General features: G+C 64.7%; 17 protein-coding genes. 6 read left to right on the forward strand and 11 right to left on the reverse strand.

Going from position 1 to position 20,277, the window contains the following annotated elements; translation table 11 throughout:
- Position 1: 1 nt before the first annotated feature.
- The 4 genes from G8O24_RS10860 to G8O24_RS10875 are packed head-to-tail and all read left to right on the forward strand — an operon-like array spanning position 2 to position 4,158.
- Entirely contained in the window at positions 2–664 is a 663-nt protein-coding gene (locus G8O24_RS10860) for a hydrogenase-4 component E (RefSeq protein ID WP_188098995.1), read from the forward strand.
- Complete coding sequence (locus tag G8O24_RS10865) at positions 661–2,100, forward strand: hydrogenase 4 subunit F (RefSeq protein WP_188098996.1); 1,440 nt, start codon at positions 661–663, stop codon at positions 2,098–2,100. Before G8O24_RS10860 ends, G8O24_RS10865 begins: the two co-directional genes overlap by 4 nt.
- Before the next feature lie 3 nt (positions 2,101–2,103).
- A complete protein-coding gene (locus G8O24_RS10870; protein ID WP_188098998.1) occupies positions 2,104–3,630 on the forward strand; it encodes a hydrogenase large subunit in 1,527 nt (508 codons plus the stop codon).
- A gap of 3 nt (positions 3,631–3,633) precedes the next feature.
- A complete protein-coding gene (locus G8O24_RS10875; protein ID WP_188099000.1) occupies positions 3,634–4,158 on the forward strand; it encodes an NADH-quinone oxidoreductase subunit B family protein in 525 nt (174 codons plus the stop codon).
- Positions 4,159–4,192: 34 nt separating this feature from the next.
- Here the strand turns inward: G8O24_RS10875 and G8O24_RS10880 are convergent, their stop codons facing one another.
- A complete protein-coding gene (locus tag G8O24_RS10880) occupies positions 4,193–6,289 on the reverse strand; it encodes a sensor domain-containing protein (protein ID WP_188099002.1) in 2,097 nt (698 codons plus the stop codon).
- Positions 6,290–6,512: 223 nt separating this feature from the next.
- Positions 6,513–6,929 carry a rhodanese-like domain-containing protein gene (locus G8O24_RS10885; RefSeq protein ID WP_188099004.1) on the reverse strand — a complete coding sequence of 139 codons (417 nt, stop codon included), beginning with the start codon at positions 6,927–6,929 and terminating at the stop codon, positions 6,513–6,515.
- Between the two features lie 66 nt (positions 6,930–6,995).
- Between G8O24_RS10885 and ftrA the strand changes: the two genes are divergently transcribed.
- Entirely contained in the window at positions 6,996–8,003 is a 1,008-nt protein-coding gene (ftrA, locus tag G8O24_RS10890) for a transcriptional regulator FtrA (protein ID WP_188099006.1), read from the forward strand.
- Positions 8,004–8,054: 51 nt separating this feature from the next.
- Here ftrA and G8O24_RS10895 read toward each other — a convergent pair whose 3' ends face one another.
- From G8O24_RS10895 to G8O24_RS10935, 9 genes are all read right to left on the reverse strand, one after another.
- Positions 8,055–9,338: a glycerate kinase type-2 family protein gene (locus G8O24_RS10895; protein WP_188099008.1), complete on the reverse strand. Its 1,284-nt coding sequence runs from the start codon at positions 9,336–9,338 to the stop codon at positions 8,055–8,057.
- A 198-nt stretch (positions 9,339–9,536) separates the two neighbouring features.
- The gene (locus G8O24_RS10900; RefSeq protein ID WP_188099010.1) at positions 9,537–10,766 is read right to left on the reverse strand and encodes an ABC transporter substrate-binding protein; all 1,230 of its coding nucleotides are present in this window, start codon (positions 10,764–10,766) and stop codon (positions 9,537–9,539) included.
- A gap of 226 nt (positions 10,767–10,992) precedes the next feature.
- The gene (locus tag G8O24_RS10905) at positions 10,993–12,219 is read right to left on the reverse strand and encodes an ABC transporter substrate-binding protein (protein ID WP_188099012.1); all 1,227 of its coding nucleotides are present in this window, start codon (positions 12,217–12,219) and stop codon (positions 10,993–10,995) included.
- 119 nt (positions 12,220–12,338) lie between these two features.
- Positions 12,339–13,568 carry an ABC transporter substrate-binding protein gene (locus G8O24_RS10910; RefSeq protein WP_188099014.1) on the reverse strand — a complete coding sequence of 410 codons (1,230 nt, stop codon included), beginning with the start codon at positions 13,566–13,568 and terminating at the stop codon, positions 12,339–12,341.
- Positions 13,569–13,608: 40 nt separating this feature from the next.
- Complete coding sequence (locus G8O24_RS10915; RefSeq protein WP_188099016.1) at positions 13,609–14,628, reverse strand: branched-chain amino acid ABC transporter permease; 1,020 nt, start codon at positions 14,626–14,628, stop codon at positions 13,609–13,611.
- 2 nt (positions 14,629–14,630) lie between these two features.
- Positions 14,631–15,509 carry a branched-chain amino acid ABC transporter permease gene (locus G8O24_RS10920; RefSeq protein WP_188099018.1) on the reverse strand — a complete coding sequence of 293 codons (879 nt, stop codon included), beginning with the start codon at positions 15,507–15,509 and terminating at the stop codon, positions 14,631–14,633.
- 12 nt (positions 15,510–15,521) lie between these two features.
- On the reverse strand, positions 15,522–16,235 hold the full coding sequence (locus G8O24_RS10925) for an ABC transporter ATP-binding protein (RefSeq protein ID WP_188099020.1): 714 nt from the start codon (positions 16,233–16,235) through the stop codon (positions 15,522–15,524).
- Positions 16,232–17,029, reverse strand: a complete 798-nt coding sequence (locus tag G8O24_RS10930; protein ID WP_188099022.1) for an ABC transporter ATP-binding protein — start codon at positions 17,027–17,029, stop codon at positions 16,232–16,234. Before G8O24_RS10930 ends, G8O24_RS10925 begins: the two co-directional genes overlap by 4 nt.
- Positions 17,030–17,095: 66 nt before the next feature.
- Positions 17,096–17,962 (reverse strand): IclR family transcriptional regulator, encoded by an 867-nt coding sequence (locus G8O24_RS10935; protein ID WP_188099034.1) that lies wholly within the window; start codon positions 17,960–17,962, stop codon positions 17,096–17,098.
- A 130-nt stretch (positions 17,963–18,092) separates the two neighbouring features.
- Here G8O24_RS10935 and G8O24_RS10940 point away from each other — a divergent pair, with 130 nt between their 5' ends.
- The gene (locus tag G8O24_RS10940) at positions 18,093–20,189 is read left to right on the forward strand and encodes a 3-hydroxyacyl-CoA dehydrogenase NAD-binding domain-containing protein (RefSeq protein ID WP_188099024.1); all 2,097 of its coding nucleotides are present in this window, start codon (positions 18,093–18,095) and stop codon (positions 20,187–20,189) included.
- Positions 20,190–20,277: the final 88 nt, after the last annotated feature.

Here is a 20,277-nt window from a genome sequence, read left to right on the forward strand (position 1 = left end):
GATGAGCAGCCTGCAATTCGACATCGCCCATCTGCTCGCCGGGTCCCTCGTGCTGGCGAGCTTCATGATGCTCTACCAGGACCGGCTCTACGCGCTGCTCAATGTCTATGCGCTGCATGCCGGCGTGTTGGCGCTGTCGGTGGCGTGGCAGGCTTATGTACAGCAGGCGCCGCATCTTTATGTCACGGCGCTGATCGCGCTGGTCTTCAAGGCCGTCATCATCCCGGTCGCGCTGCACCGGATCATCAAGCGGCTCGGCATCCATCGCGAGATCGAGAACGTGATCGGCGTCGGGTTGACCATGATGGCCGGCATCGGCCTCGTCGCGCTTTCGATGGTGGTGATGCTGCGGGTGACGCCGGGTGCGGATGCGCTCGCCCGCGAGGATCTCGCCTTTGCGTTGTCAGTGGTGCTGCTTGGGCTCCTGATCATGGTGACGCGGCGTAACGCGGTGAGCCAGGTCGTCGGCTTCATGTCGCTGGAGAACGGGCTGGTGCTGGCGGCGACCGGCGCCAAGGGCATGCCGCTGGTGGTCGAGATCAGCGTCGCCTTCTCGGTGCTGATCGCCTTCATTGTGATCGGCATCTTCCTGTTTCGCATCCGCGAGCGTTTTGACAGCGTGGACGTGCAGGCGCTCGATCGTTTTCGCGGAGAGCGGCGATGAACATCGACGCCCTCGGCGCAATTCTCCTGATCCCGGCCATCTCGGCCGCGCTGCTCGCGATCCTGCCCGGCTACATGCTGACGGCGAAGCTCAACGTCGTTGCGGCGCTTGCGACCTTCCTCACCTCGCTGTCGCTGTTCGTGATCGAGCCGCATTCGGGGCAGTATCTGCTGCTCGACGACCTCAACAAGGTCTTTATCGTGCTGACGACCTTCATCGGGTTCACGACATCCGTGTTCAGCGCGAGCTACATCCATCACGAGATCGAGACCGGACGGCTGACGCCGGCCTTCCTGCGCTTCTACCACGCGATGTACCAGATGCTGATGCTGGCGATGAACCTCGCGCTGATCGCCAACAATATCGGCCTGATGTGGGTCGCGGTCGAGGTGGCGACGCTGACGACCGTGCTGATGGTTGGCATCTACCGTACCCATGAGGCGCTGGAAGCCGCCTGGAAATATTTCATCCTCGGGAGCGTCGGCATCGCGCTGGCGCTGTTCGGCACGATCCTGGTCTATATGGCGGCGCGCCCTGTGGTGGGCGAGGGGATGGACGGCATGGTGTGGACGGTGCTGGTCAGGCACGCCGCACAATTCGACCCGGCGTTGCTCAACGTCGCCTTCGTCTTCCTTCTGCTCGGCTACGGCACCAAGGTCGGCCTCGCGCCGCTGCACGCCTGGCTGCCCGATGCGCATGCCGAGGGCCCGACGCCGATCTCGGCGGTGCTCTCGGGCCTGTTGCTGAATGTCGCGCTCTATGCGCTCCTGCGCTTCAAGATGATGCTCGCGGTCAACTCGGCGGCGATCACGCCGGGTCCTCTGATGGTGACCATGGGCCTGATCTCGGTGATCTTCGCCGCGCTGATGCTGTATCGGCGCCGCGACATCAAGCGGATGTTCGCCTATTCCTCGATCGAGCATATGGGCATCATCGTCTTCGCCTTCGGCATGGGCGGGCCGCTCGCGAATTTCGCGGGGCTGCTGCACATGACCATGCATTCGCTGACGAAGTCGGCAATCTTCTTCGCCGTCGGCCATATCGCGCAGGTCAAGGGCACACAGAAGATCGCCGAGATCGGCGGGCTCACGGCGACCAACCCCGCGCTCGGCTGGGGCCTCATGCTCGGCGTCATCGCCATTGTCGGGCTGCCGCCGCTCGGCATCTTCATGAGCGAGTTTCTCGTGGTGAGCTCGACCTTCGCCCGCGCGCCCTGGCTGACCGTGATCCTGGTGCTCGGCATCATCATCGCGCTCGGCGGGCTTTTCTTGCGGATCGGCCCGGTGATGTTCGGCGACCCCAAGGGCAAGACCGCACCCGCAGAGGCCTCCTACGTGCCGATGTTCACGCACCTCGCGCTGGTCCTGATGGCCGGCATCTATTTGCCGCCGGTGCTGGTCAGCGGTTTCCAGAACGTCGCGAAGCTGCTGGGGTAGGCGATGGGCATCCTCGACAGCATCCCCCATGTGAATGCGGTGTTGTCGCATCGGCCCTGGCCGCGCGCGGTCGTCGGGGAGGCGGGCTGGCAGGCGGCGATAGATCGACTGGTCGAGGGAAGCCTCACACTGCTTGGCTTTTGGGGTGAGACGGAAGCGGTGCATATGGCCGTGCTCGACGGCGGCTCGGCCGAGATCGCGGTCGTGACCTACGCGTGTACGGCCGGCACATTTCCAAGCGTGGCCAGCCATCATCCGCCGGCGCTTCGGCTGGAACGGACCATTCATGATCTGTTCGGGCTTGTTCCAACTCTCGCGGACGATCTGCGGCCAGATTTACGGCCCTGGCTCGATCACGATGCGTGGGGCAAATCCTATCCGCTCTCCGGCCACAACGCATCGCGCGACACGCGGCCCTACCAGTTCCTCCCGGCCGAGGGCGAGGGGTTGCATCAGGTGGCGGTCGGCCCGGTCCACGCCGGGATCATCGAGCCCGGCCATTTCCGCTTCACCGCCAATGGTGAGCATGTCGTGCGGTTGGAGCAGTGGTTCGGCTACACCCACAAGGGCATCGAATCGTTGATGCAGGGCGCTAGCCTCAGAGCCGCGGCAAAGCTCGCCAACCGCACCTCCGGCGACAGCGCGGTCGCCTACGCATTCGCCTTTGCGCGCGCTGCCGAGGCCGCGCTGGACGTGGAGGCGCCGCAGCGCGCGACCTGGCTGCGGGCGCTGATGGCGGAACTGGAGCGGCTCGCCAATCATCTGGGCGACATCGGGGCCATCTGCAATGATGCCTCGTTCGCGCTGATGCATGCGCAGACCGGCATTCTGCGCGAGCGCTGCTTGCGCGCCGCGAACGTCGCGTTCGGCCATCGTCTGATGATGGACGTCATCGTGCCCGGCGGCGTGACGCGCGACATCGCGCCGGACGGCGTTTCCGCGTTGCGCGCGCTGCTTGCGGAGCTGCGCAGGGTCTTCCCGCGCCTGATCGAGCTCTACGACAACACGGCGTCCTTGCAGGACCGCACGGTCACCACGGGTATCGTCAAGGCGGACTATGCGCGCCGGTTCGGCGCCGGCGGCTATGTCGGTCGCGCCTCAGGCCGCAATTTCGATGCACGACGCACGCTGGCTTACGCGCCCTACGACCAATTGTCGTTCGAGGTGCCGGTGCTGGACGCCGGCGATGTGAACGCGCGGGTCTGGATTCGAATCCGCGAGGTCGAACAGAGCGTCGAGCTGATCGGGCAGATCCTCGACCGACTTCGGCCGGGAACGCTCGAGACCGCGCTGCCTCCCGGAAACGGCCGCGGTGCAGTTGAGGGCATGGCGCTCGCCGAGGCCTTCCGGGGCGACGTTCTGGTCTGGCTGCGGCTCGATGGCGCGTTGCGCGTCGAACGCTGCCATCTGCGCGATGCGTCGTGGTTCCAGTGGCCGCTGCTGGAAACGGCGATCGAGGGCAACATCATTGCCGACTTCCCGCTCTGCAACAAGTCGTTCAACTGCTCCTATTCCGGCGCGGACCTCTAAGCCATGCGCAAGACATTGCTCGAAAGTCTCACCTACGGTTCGCTGACGGAGCCCGCGCCGGCGCCGGACGATCAGGCGCTGGCGGAGCTCGCCGCGAAAGTCGATCGCGCCGCCCAGGCCAGGCTTGGTCGTTCTCTCGCCATCCGCGAGGTCGACGCCGGGTCCTGCAACGGCTGCGAGCTGGAGATCCACGCGCTGTCCAACGCCTTCTACGACATCGAACGTTTCGGCCTGCGCTTCGTCGCTTCGCCGCGCCATGCCGACGTGCTGCTGGTCACGGGTCCGGTGACGAAGAACATGCGACAGGCGCTGGAGCGGACCTACAACGCAACGCCCGATCCGAAATGGGTCGTTGCGGTTGGCGGCTGCGCGATCGATGGCGGCATCTTCAGAGGCAGCTACGCCTGTGCCGGTGGCGTCTCCGAGACCGTTCCGGTGGATTTGCACATCAACGGCTGTCCGCCGTCGCCAACGGACCTGTTGAAGGGCCTGCTCGCCCTGCTGGAACACGTCGGCGCCAAGCGGTGAGGCGTGGGCCTCGGGCCGGGCTGCAGCCGGTCGGTTACGCCGCGGCGAACCGGTCCGGCATCGCGGGTCCTTCCGCGGTGAGGAAGCGGCGCTCGATCTCGTCCGCGGGCAGGGGGCGGCTGAACAGATAGCCCTGCATCTCCGTGCAACCCTCCGCCGCGATCCGGTCGAGCTGCTCGCGCGTCTCGACGCCCTCGGCGGTCGCCGTCATTCCCATCCCGTTCGCGAGCGCCGTGATCGCCCGCACGATGTTGAGCGATCCGGCATCGGTCGCAACGTCGCGCACGAAGGAGCGGTCGATCTTGATCTTGTCGAACGGGAAACATTGCAGGTACGTCAGCGACGAATAGCCGGTGCCGAAATCGTCCATGGCGATCCGGACCCCGAGTTCGCGCAGCCTGTGCAGGATCGCCAGCGTCCCTTCCTTGTCCTGCACCAGGACGCTCTCCGTGATCTCGATTTCGAGCCGGCTGGCCTTGAGCCCGCTGGCCGCGAGCGCGCCGACGATCACCTCGGCGAGGCCGGCATAGCGGAACTGAACCGCGGAAATGTTGACGGCGACGTGGAGGTGTTCGGGCCAGCGGCTCGCGGTCCTGCAAGCCTGCCGGATGACCCATTCGCCGATCGGCACGATCAGGCCGGTGTCCTCCGCGAGCGGAATGAAGCTGCCAGGCGCGATCAGCCCGTGCTGCGGATGCCGCCAGCGGATCAGGGCCTCGAAGCCGCTGATCTCGCCGTTCCGGCTCCTGACCAGCGGCTGGTAGTGCAGCTCGAATTCGCCGCCGGCGAGCGCCTTGCGCAGATCGAGCTCGAGCGCGCGGCGGCTTTGCACCTGCGCGTCCATGGCGGGTTCGAACCGGCGATACGTGCCCCTGCCGTCGCTCTTCGCCCGGTAAAGCGCAAGGTCCGCATTGCGCAGCAATTGTTCCGGCGTCGTGCCGTCGGCCGGCGCAATGGCGATGCCGATGCTGGCGCCCGCGATCGTCTGCCCGTCGTCGATCTCGAAAGGGGCCGCCATCTGCGCGATCATCCCTTGCGCGAGGATCTCCGCCTCGTCCTCGCTCTCGATCGGGGTCTGCAGCACGACGAATTCGTCGCCGCCCATCCGCGCGATCGTATCGCCCGGACGGGCGAGACGGCGCAGGCGCTCGCCGACGCCCCGGAGCAGGGCGTCGCCGGCATGATGTCCCAGCGTGTCGTTCACCGCTTTGAATTTGTCGAGGTCGATGTGATGCACGGCGAACGCCCGGCCCGACGCGAAAGCCTGCGCGAGCCTCTGGCTGAGCAAGGCCCGGTTACCGAGATCGGTCAGCGCGTCGTGATGGGCCATATGCGCGATTCTGAGCTCGGCCTGGCGCTGCTCGGTGATGTCTTCGTGGGTCGCCACCCAGCCGAGATCCGGCATCGGGCGATGGCGCACCTTGAAGGTGCGCCCGTTGCGCATCTCGATGATGCTGTCGACCGGCTCGGCCGAAACGACGACGCCGGTTCGCCATTTCATGTACTCGTCCCGCGTCATCGCGGGCACGCTGCCGGCCTCGAAGCGCATGTCGACGATATCGGTCAGCGGCGTGCCGGGGCGGACGCGCTCGGGCGGCAGCCCGTACATGTCGATGAAGTCCTTGTTGCACACGATCAGCCGGTGGCTTGCGTCGAAGAAGCAGAGCCCGTGCGGCATGTTGTTGATCGCGATGTCGAACTGCATGTTGCGCTGTTGCAGCCGTGCGCTGAGCTCCTCGCGCTCGGTGATGTCCTCGTGGGTGGCCATGCCGCCGCCATCCGGCATGGGCAGGACGGTGTAGGCGATGATGCGCCCGTCCGCGAATTCCTGCACGGTTCGTTCGCTGACGATCGTGCCTTCGGTCCGGGCGCGGATATAGGCATCGGCCTCGCCGCGGATCTTCAGCCCGAGCTTGAGCCGATGCTGGATCAGATCACCGACCGGCGTGCCCGTTCGCACCTGCTCCGGCGAAAGGCCGTAGATGTCCATGTAGCGGCGGTTGCAATAGACGACCTCGCGGTTCCCGTTGAAGAGGATGATGCCGAGCCGGAGGTTGTTGACGGCCTGGTCGAGCAGCCCGCCAAGGACGAGCGGGTCGAGGCTCCCGACCTGCCTGGCACGATCGTCCATGACTCCCTGCCCTCCTCAAGCGCGCCGGCCATTAGAGCAGAGCAGGGGTGAACGATCGCCATGATCTGCCCCTTCCGCAGGCAGTTCCTGGAGTTGCAACGAATTTCGCGTTAAGAAATCCGGTGCGATCGGGATACGGGCCGCCTGCGTAAAGCCGGTGTTAAGCATGGGCCGCCCTGTCGACGGCGCCATTCCGAGGGGCGGCGACCCGCGCGATGTCCGATCAAAGAAGCTTGCCGGGCTCCGGGCCGGTCGCGAAAGGCAAGCCTTCGTCGGCCCATCCGGTGATGCCGCCGAGCATGATCTTGACCGGGCGCTTGAGACGCGCGAGCGCAAGGGCCGCCCGATCGGCTCCATTGCAGTGGGGACCGGCGCAATAGACGACGAACAATGTGTCGCCTGGCCACTCCGCCATGCGTTCGGGCGTGATATCGCGGTGGCGCAGATGCAGCGCTCCAGGGACATGCCGCCTCGCGTAGGCGTCGGGCGATCCGACCACATGCAAGAGCACGAAGTCCTGGTCGCCGGCTCTCATCGCCGACGCAACGTCGTCGCAGTCGGTCTCGACCGAGAGGCGCTTGACGAAATGGTCTGCGGCGACGTCGGCCCTCGCTGCAGGAAAGTCGGTGACGAGGCTCATGGTGTGCTCCGGCATGTCGTGAGGCTCACCCTAGCGTCGGTCACGCCGGACTTGCAGGTGGCGTATATGCCTAATATGGTCAAGATCATGCCAATTTCCGACGCCCCGAAATATCATGGCAATCCGCTGGTGGTGGCGCTGGCCTATGATCGGCTCTGCACATTCGAGTTCGGAATCGCGGTGGAAGTCTTCGGGCTGGCGCGACCCGAGATGGGGCCTGACTGGTATCGCTTCGCCGTCGCAGCGGTCGACGATGGAGAGATGCGCGCGACGGGAGGCTTGCGGTTTTCGACGGACGGCGGGCTCGAATTGCTGCGCAAGGCCGGAACGATTGTCGTGCCCGGCTGGCGCGGACCAGACAGCCCGGTCCCGGATCGGTTGATCAAGGCCCTCAGGGCGGCTCATGCACGCGGCGCCCGCGTCCTGTCGTTCTGCTCCGGCGCGTTCGTTCTCGCCGCCGCCGGCCTTCTGACAGGCAAGCGCGCGACCACGCATTGGCGCTATGTCGACGCCCTCGAGGAGCGTTTCCCGGGCATCGTCGTGATGCCTGACGTGCTCTATGTCGATGAGGGCGATGTGCTGACATCGGCGGGGACAGCCGCCGGGCTGGACCTCTGCCTGCATCTGATCCGCCGGGATTTCGGTGCCCGGGCGGCCAATGTGGTGGCGCGACGGCTCGTCATCCCCGCGCATCGCGACGGTGGCCAGGCGCAGTTCGTCGTTCAGCCGGTGCCGAGGCCGGATGAAAGCTCCCGGCTCGGTCCCCTGCTCGATCATATGCGGGAAAACCTCGGAGCAGACCATTCGGTCGCAGCGCTCGCGAAGCGCGCCGGCATGAGCGGGCGGACGTTCCTGCGGCGCTTCGAAGCTGCGACGGGCATGACGCCGGCTCGCTGGCTTCTGGCGGAACGCATGACCAAAGCGCGCGATCTGCTCGAAGGGTCCGCTGCCTCGATCGGGGAGGTCGCCGGGCTCGCCGGCTTCGGCACCACGGCCACGATGCGCCACCATTTCCGACTGCAGATGTCAACGACACCGGCCGCCTACCGGGAGGCGTTCGGCAAGCCGGCGTAACCGCCGCACGGCACAGCTCCGTGCGCGGCGGTCGGCCGCTTGCCGGACGGTTCAATCCACCAGGATCACCCTGATGTCGTTGACATTGGTCAGCGTCGGGCCGGGCCGCAGCAGATCGCCGGTCGCCTCGAAGAACGTCGTCGCGTCGTTGTTGTCGAGATAGGCTTGCGGCTGCAGCGCCAGCGCCTTCATTTTCGCGAACGTCGCCGCGTCGATCAGCGCGCCGGCGGGGTCGGTGGGATGGCCGGCGCCGCCGTCGGCGCCGTCGGTGTCGCCGGCGAGCGCCGAGATGTCTGGCGTGTCCTTCAACAGCGAGGCGAGCGCCAGGGCGTATTCCTGGTTGGGGCCGCCGCGTCCATTGCCGCGCACGGTCACCGTGAGCTCGCCGCCGGAGAGGATGGCGACGCGCTTGCCGTGTGCGCGGGCCTGCAGCGCGAGTCTCGCGTGATCGGCCGCGATCTCGCGCGCCTCGCCCTCGAGATCGGCGCCGAGATCGATGGTCTCGTAGCCGGCGTCCTTGGCGAGCTTCACCGCGGCGTCGAGCGATTGCCTGGGGCGCGCGATCAGCTCGAACGACGCGCGCGCGAAAGCGGTGTCGCCAGGCTTGCAGCTCTCGTTGGCGGGATCCGCGAGCGCGCGGGTGACGGCATCGTCGACGCTGAGCTTGTACTTCGCGACGATCGCGCGCGCATCGGCCCGCGTGGTCGGATCGGGCACGGTCGGACCCGAGGCGATCGCGGAAGCATCGTCATGCGGCACGTCGGAGATCGCGAGCGTCACGATCTCGGCGGCATTCCTGCCGGCGCGCGCCAGTCGTCCGCCCTTGATGCGCGACAGATGCTTGCGCACGATGTTCATCTCGCCGATCGGCGCGCCCGAGCGCAGCAGCGCCTTGTTGACCGCCTGCTTCTGCGCAAAGCTGATCCCCTCGACCGGCGCGATCCAGTTCGCCGAGCCGCCGCCGGTGAGCAGCACCAGCAGCAGATCGTCAGGGCCGGCCTCGCTCGCGAGCGCGAGCGTATCGGCCGCGCCCTTCAGGCCGGCTTCGTCGGGCACGGGATGGCCGGCCTCGACCAGGCGGATGCGGCGCGTCGGGACGCCATAGCCGTGCCGCGTGGTGGCGATGCCGACCAGCCGTTCCGGCGCGAGCTCGAGCGTGTCGAGGTAATGCCGCTCCGCAGCCGCGGCCATCGCGGCGGCGCCCTTGCCGGCGGCGAGGCAGATGACGCGTCCCCTCGGCGCGGGGCGCAGGTGCGGCGCCAGGATCGTGCTCGGATGGGCGGCGGCGACGGCGGCGTCGTAGAGCGCGCGGAGCAGGGGGCGTCGGTCGGTCATGACGATGGCCTTCAGCAGACTCGTGGGCAGACTAGAGCTGTGGCGAGGACGTCGCCATTCTCCTGCCTAGCGCATCGAGCGCAAAAGGGTAAGCAGCCTTTACCATCATTCGATTGTGCAATCGCGTGATGATAACAGGCCGACGACAAAAGCCTCCCGCGAGGTGATCGCCGGGGGCTTGCTATCGTCTAGATGGGCTTAGCCGCCGACATCGGCACTGATCACGTCGCCGAACAGATCCCACTTTTCGCCCTTGAACCGCTCGAGCTGGAGCTGGCTGATCGGGGCAAAGTCGGTCGGGGAGGTGTTGATCTGGATGCCCGGCAGCAGCACTTCGGTGCGGAAGTCCTTCAGATTGGCGGCCTGCCTCATGACGTTCTCGCGCGTGAGATCGTCACCGCACTGCTTCAGGATCTGGACCAGCGTCTGTGCCACGCCGTAGCCGACGACGGTGCCGTGGTCGAGCTTGTCGCCCTCAGGGAAGTATTTGTCCATGAAGGCGAGGAAGCCCTTCATGCCGGGATCATCTTTCCACTGCGGATCCGACACGTCCTTCAGGTAGTCGGCGGAGATGATGTCCTGCGCGTTCTCGAAGCCCGCGGGCTTGAGCACGGCGCCGACGTTACCCGAGACGTTGTTGAGGAAGTGCAGCGGTTTCCAGCCGACCTCCGCGACCTTCTTGATCGCCTGCGCCGCGAATTTCGGCGTCGTGATGTTCATGAAGACGTCGGCATTGCTCGATTTCAGCTTGATGATATGGCTGTCGATGGTCGGCTCGGAGGTCTCGTAGCTTTCCTCCGCAACGATCATCGAGGCGGCCTTGGCGCCGAGACCATCCTTGAGGCCCTTGAGATAGTCCTTGCCGTAGTCGTCGTTCTGGAACAGCACGGCAATCTTGGCGTCTGGCTTGTTCTTGAGCAGCCATTTCGCATAGATCTGCGTCTCGCTCTGGTACGAGGGCTGCCAGCCCATGGTCCAGGGGAAATTTTTCGGATCGTTCCATTTGGTAGCGCCGGTCGCGACCAGGATCTGCGGCACCTTCTTCGAGTTCATATATTTCTGGATCGCCGAGTTCGACGGCGTGCCGAGCGAGTTGAAGATGAACAGCACCTCGTCGCTCTCGACCAGCTTGCGGGCCTGCTCGACCGCCTTCGGCGGCGAATAGGCATCGTCGTAGGAGATGAAGTTGATCTTGCGGCCGTTGATGCCGCCTTCCTCGTTGATCTTCTTGAAATAGGCGGCTTCGGTGCGCCCGATGAGGCCGTAGGCGGAAGCCGGTCCGCTGTAGGGCATGATGTTGCCGACCTTGATCTCGGTGTCGGTCGCGCCGGTATCGTATTTCTTCTGGGCCGATGCGATGGAGGTCGTGGCCGCAATGAGCGCGAGCGCCAGTGACGCGGCCGCAAGCTTGCCGGTGACAGCGGGCATTCCAATCTCCCTATTTTTCTCGGTGTGTGCGCTCCTTTTCTTGGCTTGATTGTTCTTGGGCCGCGCGAGGGCAATTCAATACGATTTGCGCGGGGCCTTCAACAGAAAGCCCGCGCGCCGGCGTCGCAGGGGCTGCGTCTTTAGTAGTCAGACACGCCTGCGCAACTGCGAGACGGAGCAGCTCTCTCGGGTTGATCTATTAAGTAGAAGCAATCTTTGGCTGCGGTCAGTGTCCGAGATCGCTCGATATGATGTCGCCGAACAATTCCCAGGCCTTGCCCTTGAACCGCATCATCTGGAGCTGCTCGATCGGCGCGAAATTGTCAGGCGCGGTGTTGATCTTGATGCCGGGCAGCAGCGTGTCGGGCTCGAAATCCCGCAATGAGGCGGCCTGCTTCATGACGTTGTCGCGGGTCAGGTTGTCGCCGCACATCTGCAGCACCTTCACCATGGTCTGTGCGGCCGCATAGCCGAACACCACGCCGGCGTCGAGCTTGTTGGCCTTCGCATCGTACTGCGCGAGGAAGTTGTAGAACTTCTTCATGCCGTCATCGGCATTCCATTGCGGATCGGAGCCGTCCTTGGTGTAGCTTGCCGACAGGATTCCTTGCGAGATCTCGAGTCCTGCCGGCTCGATCACGCCGCCGACCGACGCCGAGACGTTGGAGATGATGTGGACCGGGTGCCAGTTGATCTCGGCCGCCTTCTTGATCGCTTGCGCCGCGAATTTCGGCGTGGTGATGCTGAGGAAGACGTCGGCGCCCGAGGCCTTCAGCTTGACGACATGCTCGTCGACCGCAGGCTCCGAAGTGTCGTAGGGCTCCTCCAACACGATCATCGCGGCTTTGGCGCCAAGCCCGTCCTTCAGGCCCTTCAGGTAGTCCTTGCCGAAATCGTCGTTCTGGAAGAGCACGCCGATCTTCGCGTCAGGCTTCTCCTTCATGATGTACTTGGCGTAGATCCTGGCCTCGCTGGCGTAGCTCGGCTGCCAACCCATGGTCCAGGGATATTGCTTCGGATCGTTCCACTTCGAGGCGCCGCTCGCCACGAACAATTGCGGGACCTTCTTCTCGTTCATGTACTTGCGGATGGCACCATTGGTGGAGGTGCCGAGCGAGCCGAAGATCAGGAGCACGTTGTCGCTCTCGACCAGCTTGCGCGCCTGCTCCACCGTCTTGGGCGGCGAATAGGCATCGTCATACGAGATGAATTTGATCTTGCGGCCGTTGATGCCGCCCTCGGCATTGACCTTGTTGAAATAGGCCTCCTCGGCCTTGCCGATCACGGCATAGGCGGAGGCCGGGCCGCTATAGGGCATGATGTTGCCGATCTTGATCTCGGTATCGGAGGCGCCGCTGTCGTAAGCCTTCTGCGCCAGCGCGGGATTGCTCATCGCAGTGCACAATGCGAATGCAGCCGAAAGCGCTGCAACCTGAAACCGAACGACAGCCATTGCTCTCCCGCCTCACCTGGATCGGCATCGCATTGAACAAGATTGATCCATGACGTCAACAAAAAGCCCCCGCGATCGCTCGCGGGGGCCTCGTCAGTTTGGACTATTGCGACGACGCGCTATTCCGGAGCGACGTCACCGTTGATGATGTCGCCGAAGAGTTCCCACTTCTCGCCCTTGAAGCGCTGCATCTGAAGCTGCGAGATCGGCGCGAAGTCGGTGGCGCTGGTGTTGATCTTGACGCCGGGCAGCAGCGTATCCGGTGCAAAGTCCTTCAGGCTCGCGGCCTGCTTCATCACGTTGGCGCGGGTCAGGTTGTCGCCGCACATTTCCAGCGTCTTGACCAAGGTCGATGCGGCACCATAGCCGTAGACCATGCCGGTGTCGGTCTTGTCGGCGCCGGGCATGTACTTGTCGACGAATTCGTTCCACCTCTTCATGCCGGGGTCGTTGGCCCATTGCGGGTCGGTGGAGTCCTTGGCATAGGCCGCCGAGAGCACGTTCTGCGAGGCCTCGAAGCCGGCCGGCTTCATCACGCTGCCGACCGAGATCGACACGTTGGTGAGGATCTGGAGCGGCTTCCAGCCGAGCTCCGCGGTCTTCTTGATGGTCTGCGCCGCGAACTTCGGCGTCGCATAGATCAGCAACACGTCGGGATTGGCGGCCTTGAGCTTGACGATGTGGCCGTCGATCGACGGCTCGGAGATCTCGTAGCTCTCTTCCATGATGATCATGGAAGCCCCTTTGGGACCGAGGCCATCCTTGGTGCCCTTGAGGTAGTCTTTGCCGAAATCGTCGTTCTGATAGAGGATCGCGACCTTGGCGTCGGGCTTCTCCTTCATCAGCCATTTCGCGTAGATCTGCGCTTCGCTCTGGTAGGAGGGCTGCCAGCCGATGGTCCAGGGGAAGTTCTTCGGGTCGTTCCACTTGGTGGCGCCGGTGGCGACGAACAGCTGCGGAATCTTCTTGGCGTTGAGGTATTTCTGGATCGCAGTGTTCGAGGGCGTGCCGAGCGGGTTGAACACCGCGAGCACCTCGTCGCTCTCGACCAGCTTGCGGACCTGCTCCACGGCCTTCGGCGGTGAATAGCCGTCGTCATAGCTGACGAAGTTGATCTTGCGGCCGTTGATGCCGCCCTTGTCGTTGATCATCTTGATATAGGCTTCTTCGGTCTTGCCGATGATGCCATAGGCCGAGGCCGGGCCGCTGTACGGCATGATGTTGCCGATCTTGATCTCGGTGTCGGATGCGCCGGTGTCGTATGTCTTCTGGGCGAGGGCGGCGCTGGTCGCGAGCGCGGCGACCGCCGTTGCAAATGTGGCGGTTCGCAGTGTTCTTCCGAAAAGCAATTGGGTCTCCTTGGTTGATATGACTGTCTTGACGATGGGGTTAGTTCTTCCTGAGCCGACCGGCGAGTTGCTGGCCCAGGATCGCGACCTGCCTCGCGCCATGCGGCACGAGGTAGATGACCAGGAACAGGAGCACGCCGAACACGGCGCCGGAGAGGCCCTTGGAGATGCCTTCCGCGATGTTCGGCACGAAGATGATGAAGGCGGCGCCGATGATCGAGCCGGGCAGCCAGCCGACGCCGCCGACGACCATGCCGAGGAACAGCTGGATCGCCAGCGTGATGGTGAAGCTGTCGGGCGCGACGAACTGCACCGCGATCGCACTGAGGCCGCCGGCGACGCCGGTGATGCCGGCGGAGACGCCGAAGGCGAGCGTCTTGTAGAGCGCGACGTTGACGCCCATGGCGGAGGCGGCGATCTCGTTGTCGCGGATCGCCATGAAGGCGCGGCCGGAGCGGGAGCGCAACAGGTTCACCGAGAAGACGTAGATCATGAGCACGACGACGAGCGTGAAGTAGTAGAGCCACATGTCCTGCGACATCTTCAGCCCGAACGGTGCGTCGGGCTTGGTGACGACGAGGCCCTGCACGCCGCCGGTCCAGTGCTCGAGGAAGTTCAGCTTCAGCAGCTGCGGCATCGCGGTGGCGAGCGCGAAGGTCGCAAGCGCGAGATAGACGCCGGAGAGTCGCAGCGCCGGCTGGCCGAACAGGAAGCCGGCGCCGAAGCAGAGCACGCCCGCCACCGGCAGGCAGAGGAAATAGGGGACGTTGAACTGCTCCATCATCACGGCGGTGACGTAGGCGCCGATGCCGTAGAACGCGCTCTGGCCGAGCGAAAACTGGCCGCTTCCGCCGGTCAGGATGTTCAGCGCCAGCACGGCGAGGCCCAGATACAGCAGCTGGGTCAGCTGGAAGATCACGAAATTCTTCGCAAACAAGGGGACGGCGATGAGAAGCAGCAGCACCACCAGCGAGGTGCCGGTGCCCAGCGTCATGGCCCGCTTCGGAACGGCTTCGACCGCCTCGTTGCCTTCGGCGACGACTTCTTCGGCTGCGCTCATGATCAAACTCGCTTGACGATGTGCCGGCCGAACAGGCCAGCGGGTTTGACGACCAGGACGGAGATGATCAGCGCGAGCGCGATCGGGAGTTTCAGCTCGTTGCCGACACCGGGAATGTAGGTGCCGGCGAGGTTCTCGAAGATGCCGACCAGGAAGCCGCCGACCACGGCGCCGAACGGTGAGGTGAGGCCGCCGAGCACGGCCGCGGCAAAGCCGTAGATCAAGACGCCGCCCATCATGTTGGGCTCGAGGAACACGACCGGGGCAATCAGCATGCCTGCGATCGAGCCGATCGCAGTCGCCATGCCCCAGCCGAGCGCGATCATCCAGGAGGTGTTGATGCCGACGAGGCGGGCCGATTCAGGCACCGAGGCGGCGGCGCGCATGGCAAGGCCGATGCGGGTGTACTGGAAGAAGAAGTAGAGGCCGAGCAGCAGCAGCACGGTGACGCCGATCATGCCGGCCTGGTGGGTCGAGATCAGCTGGCTGCCGAGGAACGGCGCGGAGCCGAACGGGGTCGGATATTGCTTGATGGTGAAGTCCCAGATCAGGCCGGCCGACGAGTTGATGATCGCAAACAGCGCGATGAAGCCGGCGACGTTGGTCAGCACCGGCGCCTTGGCGAGCGGCTTGAAGAGAATCCGCTCGATCGCGATGCCGGCGACGAACGAAAACGCCAGCGTGATGATGAAGGCGCCCCAATAGGGCACGCCCCACTGTATCAGCTGCCAGGAGATGAAGGTCGAGAACATCGCCATCTCGCCTTGGGCGAAATTGAGATGGTCGATGGCCTGGTAGATCATGACCACCGCGAGCGCCATGCAGGCATAGATCGCGCCGGTCGCAATGCCGGCCAGGACCTGGTTGGTAAACAGCTCCATCGTGCCGGCTCCTCAGTAACCCAGATAGGATTTGCGGATTTCTTCGTTGTTCGCGATGTCCTTGGCATTGCCCGACATCACGATACGGCCGGTTTCGATCACATAGGCCTGGTCGGCCAGTTCGAGCGCGAGTTGGGCGTTCTGTTCGACCACCAGGATCGACACCTTGTCCTCGCGGTTAATCTTGCCGAGGATGCCGAACAGGTCGCGCACGACGAGCGGGGCAAGGCCGAAGGACGGCTCGTCGAGCAGCATCAGCCGCGGCCGCAACATCAAGGCGCGGGCGACCGCGAGCATCTGCTGCTCGCCGCCGGAGAGCGTGCCGGCCTGCTGGGTGTGCCGCTGCTTCAGCACCGGGAAATGCGCGTACATGCGCTCGATGTCGGAGACGATGCCGGCATTGTCCTTGCGCGTGATCGCCCCGAGCTGGAGATTCTCCTCCACCGTCATGGTGGTGAAGGTGCCGCGGCCCTGCGGCACATGGGCGATGCCGAACCGCACGATGCTTTCGGTGGATCGGTTGTTCAGCGGCTTGCCGTCGAACTCGATGCCGCCGGTGGAGCGCACCATGTTGCAGATCGCGCGCAGCGTCGTGGTCTTGCCGGCGCCGTTGGCGCCGAGCAGCGTCGTCAGCGAGCCCTCGTTCAGCGAGAAGGTGAGGCCGTGAAGCGCCTGGACCTGGCCGTAATAGGCGCGCAGGTCCTTGACGTTGAGAAGTTGCGTCATTGGTCCTTGCTCCCGAGATAGGCCTTGATGACGTCGGGGTCCGCCTGCACCTGGGCGGGCGTGCCTTCCGCGAGCTTCTTGCCGAAATTCAGCGCCACGACGTGGTCGGCGATCGACATCACGAGGCCCATGTGGTGCTCGACCAGCAGCACGGTCATGCGGCGCTCGTCCCGGATTTTGCGGATGAGGTCGCCGAGAACATAGACCTCTTCGTGGTTGAGGCCGCCGGCGGGCTCGTCGAGCAGCAGGATCTTCGGGTCAGCCGCCAGCGCCCGCGCCAATTCGACGCGCTTCTGCGTGCCGAAGGGCAGACCGGAGACGGCGGTGTGGGCGACGTCCTCCAGGTCGAGATAGGCGAGGATCTCGTGCACCTTCTTGTTCACGCTGCTCTCGCTCTTGCGTATCCAGGCAAGGCGCAGCGAGTCGCTGATGATGTCGGAGGAGGTGCGGGCATGGGTGCCGACGCGGACATTGTCCATCACCGACAAGTTCGGAAACAGTGCCACGTTCTGGAAGGTGCGACCGATGCCGATCTCGGCGATGCGGTGCGGCGGGCGCGACAAAATGCTCACGCCCTCCATCAGGATGTCGCCGGATGAGGGCTGATAGAGCCGGGAGAGGCAGTTGAACAGCGTGGTCTTGCCGGCGCCGTTGGGGCCGATCAAGCCGAGGATCTGGCCCTGGTGCATGTCGAAGGACACGCCGTTGAGCGCGACGATGCCGCCGAACACGACGCTGACGTCGCGTACCGCGAGCAGGGGCGATGTCCCCTGCGCGAGCTGTGCCTGCGTCATGTCGTCTCGCCCACGTCACTCAGTGGGCGTTGGGGCGATGCGGACCGCTCCCGATGATGACAAAGGCTATCTGAACCCCTCGGCCACACGCGCAACTTTTCCTCCTGGTTTCAGCTTTTTGCTGATTTCTTTTTTCGATTGCGGCATCAGGCCCCCCAGTGCCGCTTCGATGTTCCTTACCATCGCCAGCAAGCGCGGTCCAATGTCGTTGATCAAGCGCTCTTCCGTGAAGCGGAATGCGGGTGCACCGCAGTTGAATGCGTAAGGCCCGGTTCCGTCGTTGAGCTTGAGCGCGACGCCGGCTGCGCCGATGTCGTCATGCCAGTCGCCGACCGAAATCGCGAAACCGTATTTCGCGACCGTCTCGCCCGAACGTTCCAGTCCATCGCGCATCTTGGGCCAGCGGCTGCCGTAATGTTCGCGCAGGATGCGCGTGACCTCGGCGCGGTTCTCGTCGTCGAGCGCCCAGAAATAGGCGCGGCCCATCGCGCTGGTTGCAATCGGCACGCGGGAGCCGACGTCCAGTTGAACGCCGACCGTCTCGCTGCCGCGGCTTTGCCCGAAATAGATCATGCTGTGGCGGTCGCGGCCGCCGATCGCGACGGCGCCGCCGGTCGCGCGCATCACTTCCTCGCGAAACGGTTCGGACAAATGCCGAACGCCGAGATTGGACAACGCCGCATAACCCAGCGCCATCGCAGCCGGTGCGAGCTGGTACTTCTCGAAACGGGGAACCGGTGTCAGATAACCGAGCTTCGTCAGCGTGTAGGTCAGCCGCGACACGGTCGGCTTCGGCAGATTGGTGCGGGCCGCAATCTCCTGGTTGCCGAGCAGACCGTCATGGGGTTGGAAAGCGCGCAATACGTCCAGTCCGCGGGAAAGCGCGACGACGAAATTCCGATCGGTCGCAGTCTTCTTTCCTGTACGCTTCATCCCTGATCTGCTTCTTGCGCGGAGTCGTTGACAAGCCACGTGCTTCAAAATAACCCTGCCGTCAAGATGCGGAATTAAATTCCGCACCGCGAAATCGAACAAAAGTAAATCCCCACCAAGGAGGGACACCGTGAGCGAAGTGGTCAAGCTTGAGCGTCATGACGAAATCGGGATCGTCACGGTCGACAGCCCGCCGGTCAATGCGCTGAGTGCCGCAGTCCGCGGTGGCATCCTGGAATGCATCAAGGCCGCGGTCGCCGATCCCGCCATCAAGGGCATCGTGCTGACCTGCGCCGGCCGCACCTTCATCGCCGGCGCCGACATCACCGAATTCGGCAAGCCGCCAAAGCCGCCTGCGCTCAATGAGGTGCTCGCCGAGATCGAGAATTCGCCCAAGCCCGTCGTCGCCGCGATCCACGGCACCGCGCTCGGCGGCGGCCTCGAGGTCGCGCTCGCCTGTCATTTCCGCGTCGCGGTGAAAGAGGCCAAGCTCGGCCTGCCCGAGGTGAAGCTTGGCCTCTTGCCGGGCGCCGGCGGCACCCAGCGCCTGCCGCGCGCGGTTGGGCCGGAGCTCGCGGTCAAGATGATCGTCGGTGGCGACCCGATCGGGGCTGCGGAAGCGCTCAAGCACGGCCTGATCGAGGAGATCATCGAGGGGCCGGCGTCGGGCGGCGAAGCCTTCGTGCGAAAGCTGCTGGCCGAGAAGCGTCCGCTGCGCCGCCTGCGTGACGACGATTCCAAGATCGCGGCCGCCAAGGCCGACCGCTCGATCTTCACCAATGCGGTCGCCGCCATGACCAAGAAGTCGCGCGGCCTGGAGGCGCCGTTCGCGGCCGCCGATGCCGTCGGCTACGCGATCGATCTTCCATTCGACGAAGGTCTGAAGAAGGAGCGCGAGGGCTTCCTCAAGCTGGTCGCCAGCGACCAGTCCAAGGCGCAGCGCTACGCCTTCTTCGCCGAGCGCGAGGCTAACAAGATCGCGGGCGTGCCTGAAGGCACCAAGCCCCGTCCCGTCAACCGAGTCGCCATTTTGGGCGCCGGCACCATGGGCGGCGGCATCGCGATGTCCTTTGCCAATGCCGGCGTCCCCGTCACCCTGATCGAAACCGGCGAGGAGCAGCTCAAGCGCGGCATGGGCATCATGCAGAAGAACTGGGAGGCAACCGCGGCGCGCGGCGGCATTCCCGCGGATGCACCGGCCAAGCGCATGGCGCTGATCAACGGCGTCGTCGGCATCGAGAATGTCGGCGATGCCGACCTCGTCATCGAAGCCGTGTTCGAGACCATGGCGGTGAAGAAGGAAGTGTTCGGCAAGCTCGACCAGTACGCCAAGCCGGGCGCCGTGCTCGCCTCCAACACTTCCTATCTGAACATCGACGAGATCGCGAAGTCGACCAAGCGACCGCAGGACGTGCTCGGCATGCACTTCTTCTCGCCGGCCAACGTCATGAAGCTGTGTGAGATCGTGCGCGCCGACAAGACCGCGCCGGATGCGCTGGTCACCGCCGTGAGCATCGCGCGCAAGATCGCGAAGGTGCCGGCCGTGGTCGGCGTCTGCGACGGCTTCGTCGGCAACCGCATGCTCGCCCAGCGCGGCAAGCAGTCGGAGAAGCTCTTGTTCGAAGGTGCCTTGCCGCAACAAGTCGATGCCGTGGTGACGAAATTCGGCATGCCGATGGGACCGTTCGCGATGGGCGATCTCGCCGGCCTCGACATCGGCTGGCGCTCGCGGAAAGATCGCGGCATCAAGTCCGAGATCGCGGATGCGCTGTGCGAAGCCGGCCGCTTCGGCCAGAAGACCGGCAAGGGCTACTACAAGTACGAAGCCGGCTCCCGCGCGCCGCTGCCCGACCCTGAAGTCGAGAAGCTGATCGACGAGACGCTGCTGCGTCTGGGGCGCAAGAAGCGAATCGTCAGCGACGAGGAGATCCTCGAGCGCATGATGTACCCGATGATCAACGAGGGCGCGAAGATCCTCGAAGAGGGCATTGCGGCGCGTCCCTCCGACATCGACGTGGTCTGGCTCTATGGCTATGGCTGGCCGATCTACCGCGGCGGCCCGATGTTCTGGGCCGACAGCGTCGGCCTCAAGCACATCGCCGATCGTCTGGCCTTCTACGCCAAGGAGACCAACGACCCGAGCCTCGAGCCCGCGCCGCTGCTGAAGAAACTCGCTGCAGAGGGCAAGACGTTTGCCTCGCTCGCGGCCGAGTCGAAAGCGGCGTGATCGGATTAAGCTCGGTGGCTGCGAACTCTTCCGAGGCACACTCTCTCCGTTCCCTCCCCCCTTGTGGGGGAGGGTCAGGGAGGGGGTT

The sequence above is a fragment of the Bradyrhizobium campsiandrae genome (assembly GCF_014529705.1).
GTDB classification, from domain to species: domain Bacteria; phylum Pseudomonadota; class Alphaproteobacteria; order Rhizobiales; family Xanthobacteraceae; genus Bradyrhizobium; species Bradyrhizobium campsiandrae.

Excerpts from the sequence above, each read along its gene's own strand:
- G8O24_RS10860 (WP_188098995.1), top strand. The coding sequence starts at position 2 with ATGAGCAGCCTGCAATTCGACATCGCCCATCTGCTCGCCGGGTCCCTC.
- G8O24_RS10865 (WP_188098996.1), top strand. The coding sequence starts at position 661 with ATGAACATCGACGCCCTCGGCGCAATTCTCCTGATCCCGGCCATCTCG.
- G8O24_RS10870 (WP_188098998.1), top strand. The coding sequence starts at position 2,104 with ATGGGCATCCTCGACAGCATCCCCCATGTGAATGCGGTGTTGTCGCAT.
- G8O24_RS10875 (WP_188099000.1), top strand. The coding sequence starts at position 3,634 with ATGCGCAAGACATTGCTCGAAAGTCTCACCTACGGTTCGCTGACGGAG.
- G8O24_RS10880 (WP_188099002.1), bottom strand. The coding sequence starts at position 6,289 with ATGGACGATCGTGCCAGGCAGGTCGGGAGCCTCGACCCGCTCGTCCTT.
- G8O24_RS10885 (WP_188099004.1), bottom strand. The coding sequence starts at position 6,929 with ATGAGCCTCGTCACCGACTTTCCTGCAGCGAGGGCCGACGTCGCCGCA.
- ftrA (WP_188099006.1), top strand. The coding sequence starts at position 6,996 with ATGCCTAATATGGTCAAGATCATGCCAATTTCCGACGCCCCGAAATAT.
- G8O24_RS10895 (WP_188099008.1), bottom strand. The coding sequence starts at position 9,338 with ATGACCGACCGACGCCCCCTGCTCCGCGCGCTCTACGACGCCGCCGTC.
- G8O24_RS10900 (WP_188099010.1), bottom strand. The coding sequence starts at position 10,766 with ATGCCCGCTGTCACCGGCAAGCTTGCGGCCGCGTCACTGGCGCTCGCG.
- G8O24_RS10905 (WP_188099012.1), bottom strand. The coding sequence starts at position 12,219 with ATGGCTGTCGTTCGGTTTCAGGTTGCAGCGCTTTCGGCTGCATTCGCA.
- G8O24_RS10915 (WP_188099016.1), bottom strand. The coding sequence starts at position 14,628 with ATGAGCGCAGCCGAAGAAGTCGTCGCCGAAGGCAACGAGGCGGTCGAA.
- G8O24_RS10920 (WP_188099018.1), bottom strand. The coding sequence starts at position 15,509 with ATGGAGCTGTTTACCAACCAGGTCCTGGCCGGCATTGCGACCGGCGCG.
- G8O24_RS10925 (WP_188099020.1), bottom strand. The coding sequence starts at position 16,235 with ATGACGCAACTTCTCAACGTCAAGGACCTGCGCGCCTATTACGGCCAG.
- G8O24_RS10930 (WP_188099022.1), bottom strand. The coding sequence starts at position 17,029 with ATGACGCAGGCACAGCTCGCGCAGGGGACATCGCCCCTGCTCGCGGTA.
- G8O24_RS10935 (WP_188099034.1), bottom strand. The coding sequence starts at position 17,962 with ATGAAGCGTACAGGAAAGAAGACTGCGACCGATCGGAATTTCGTCGTC.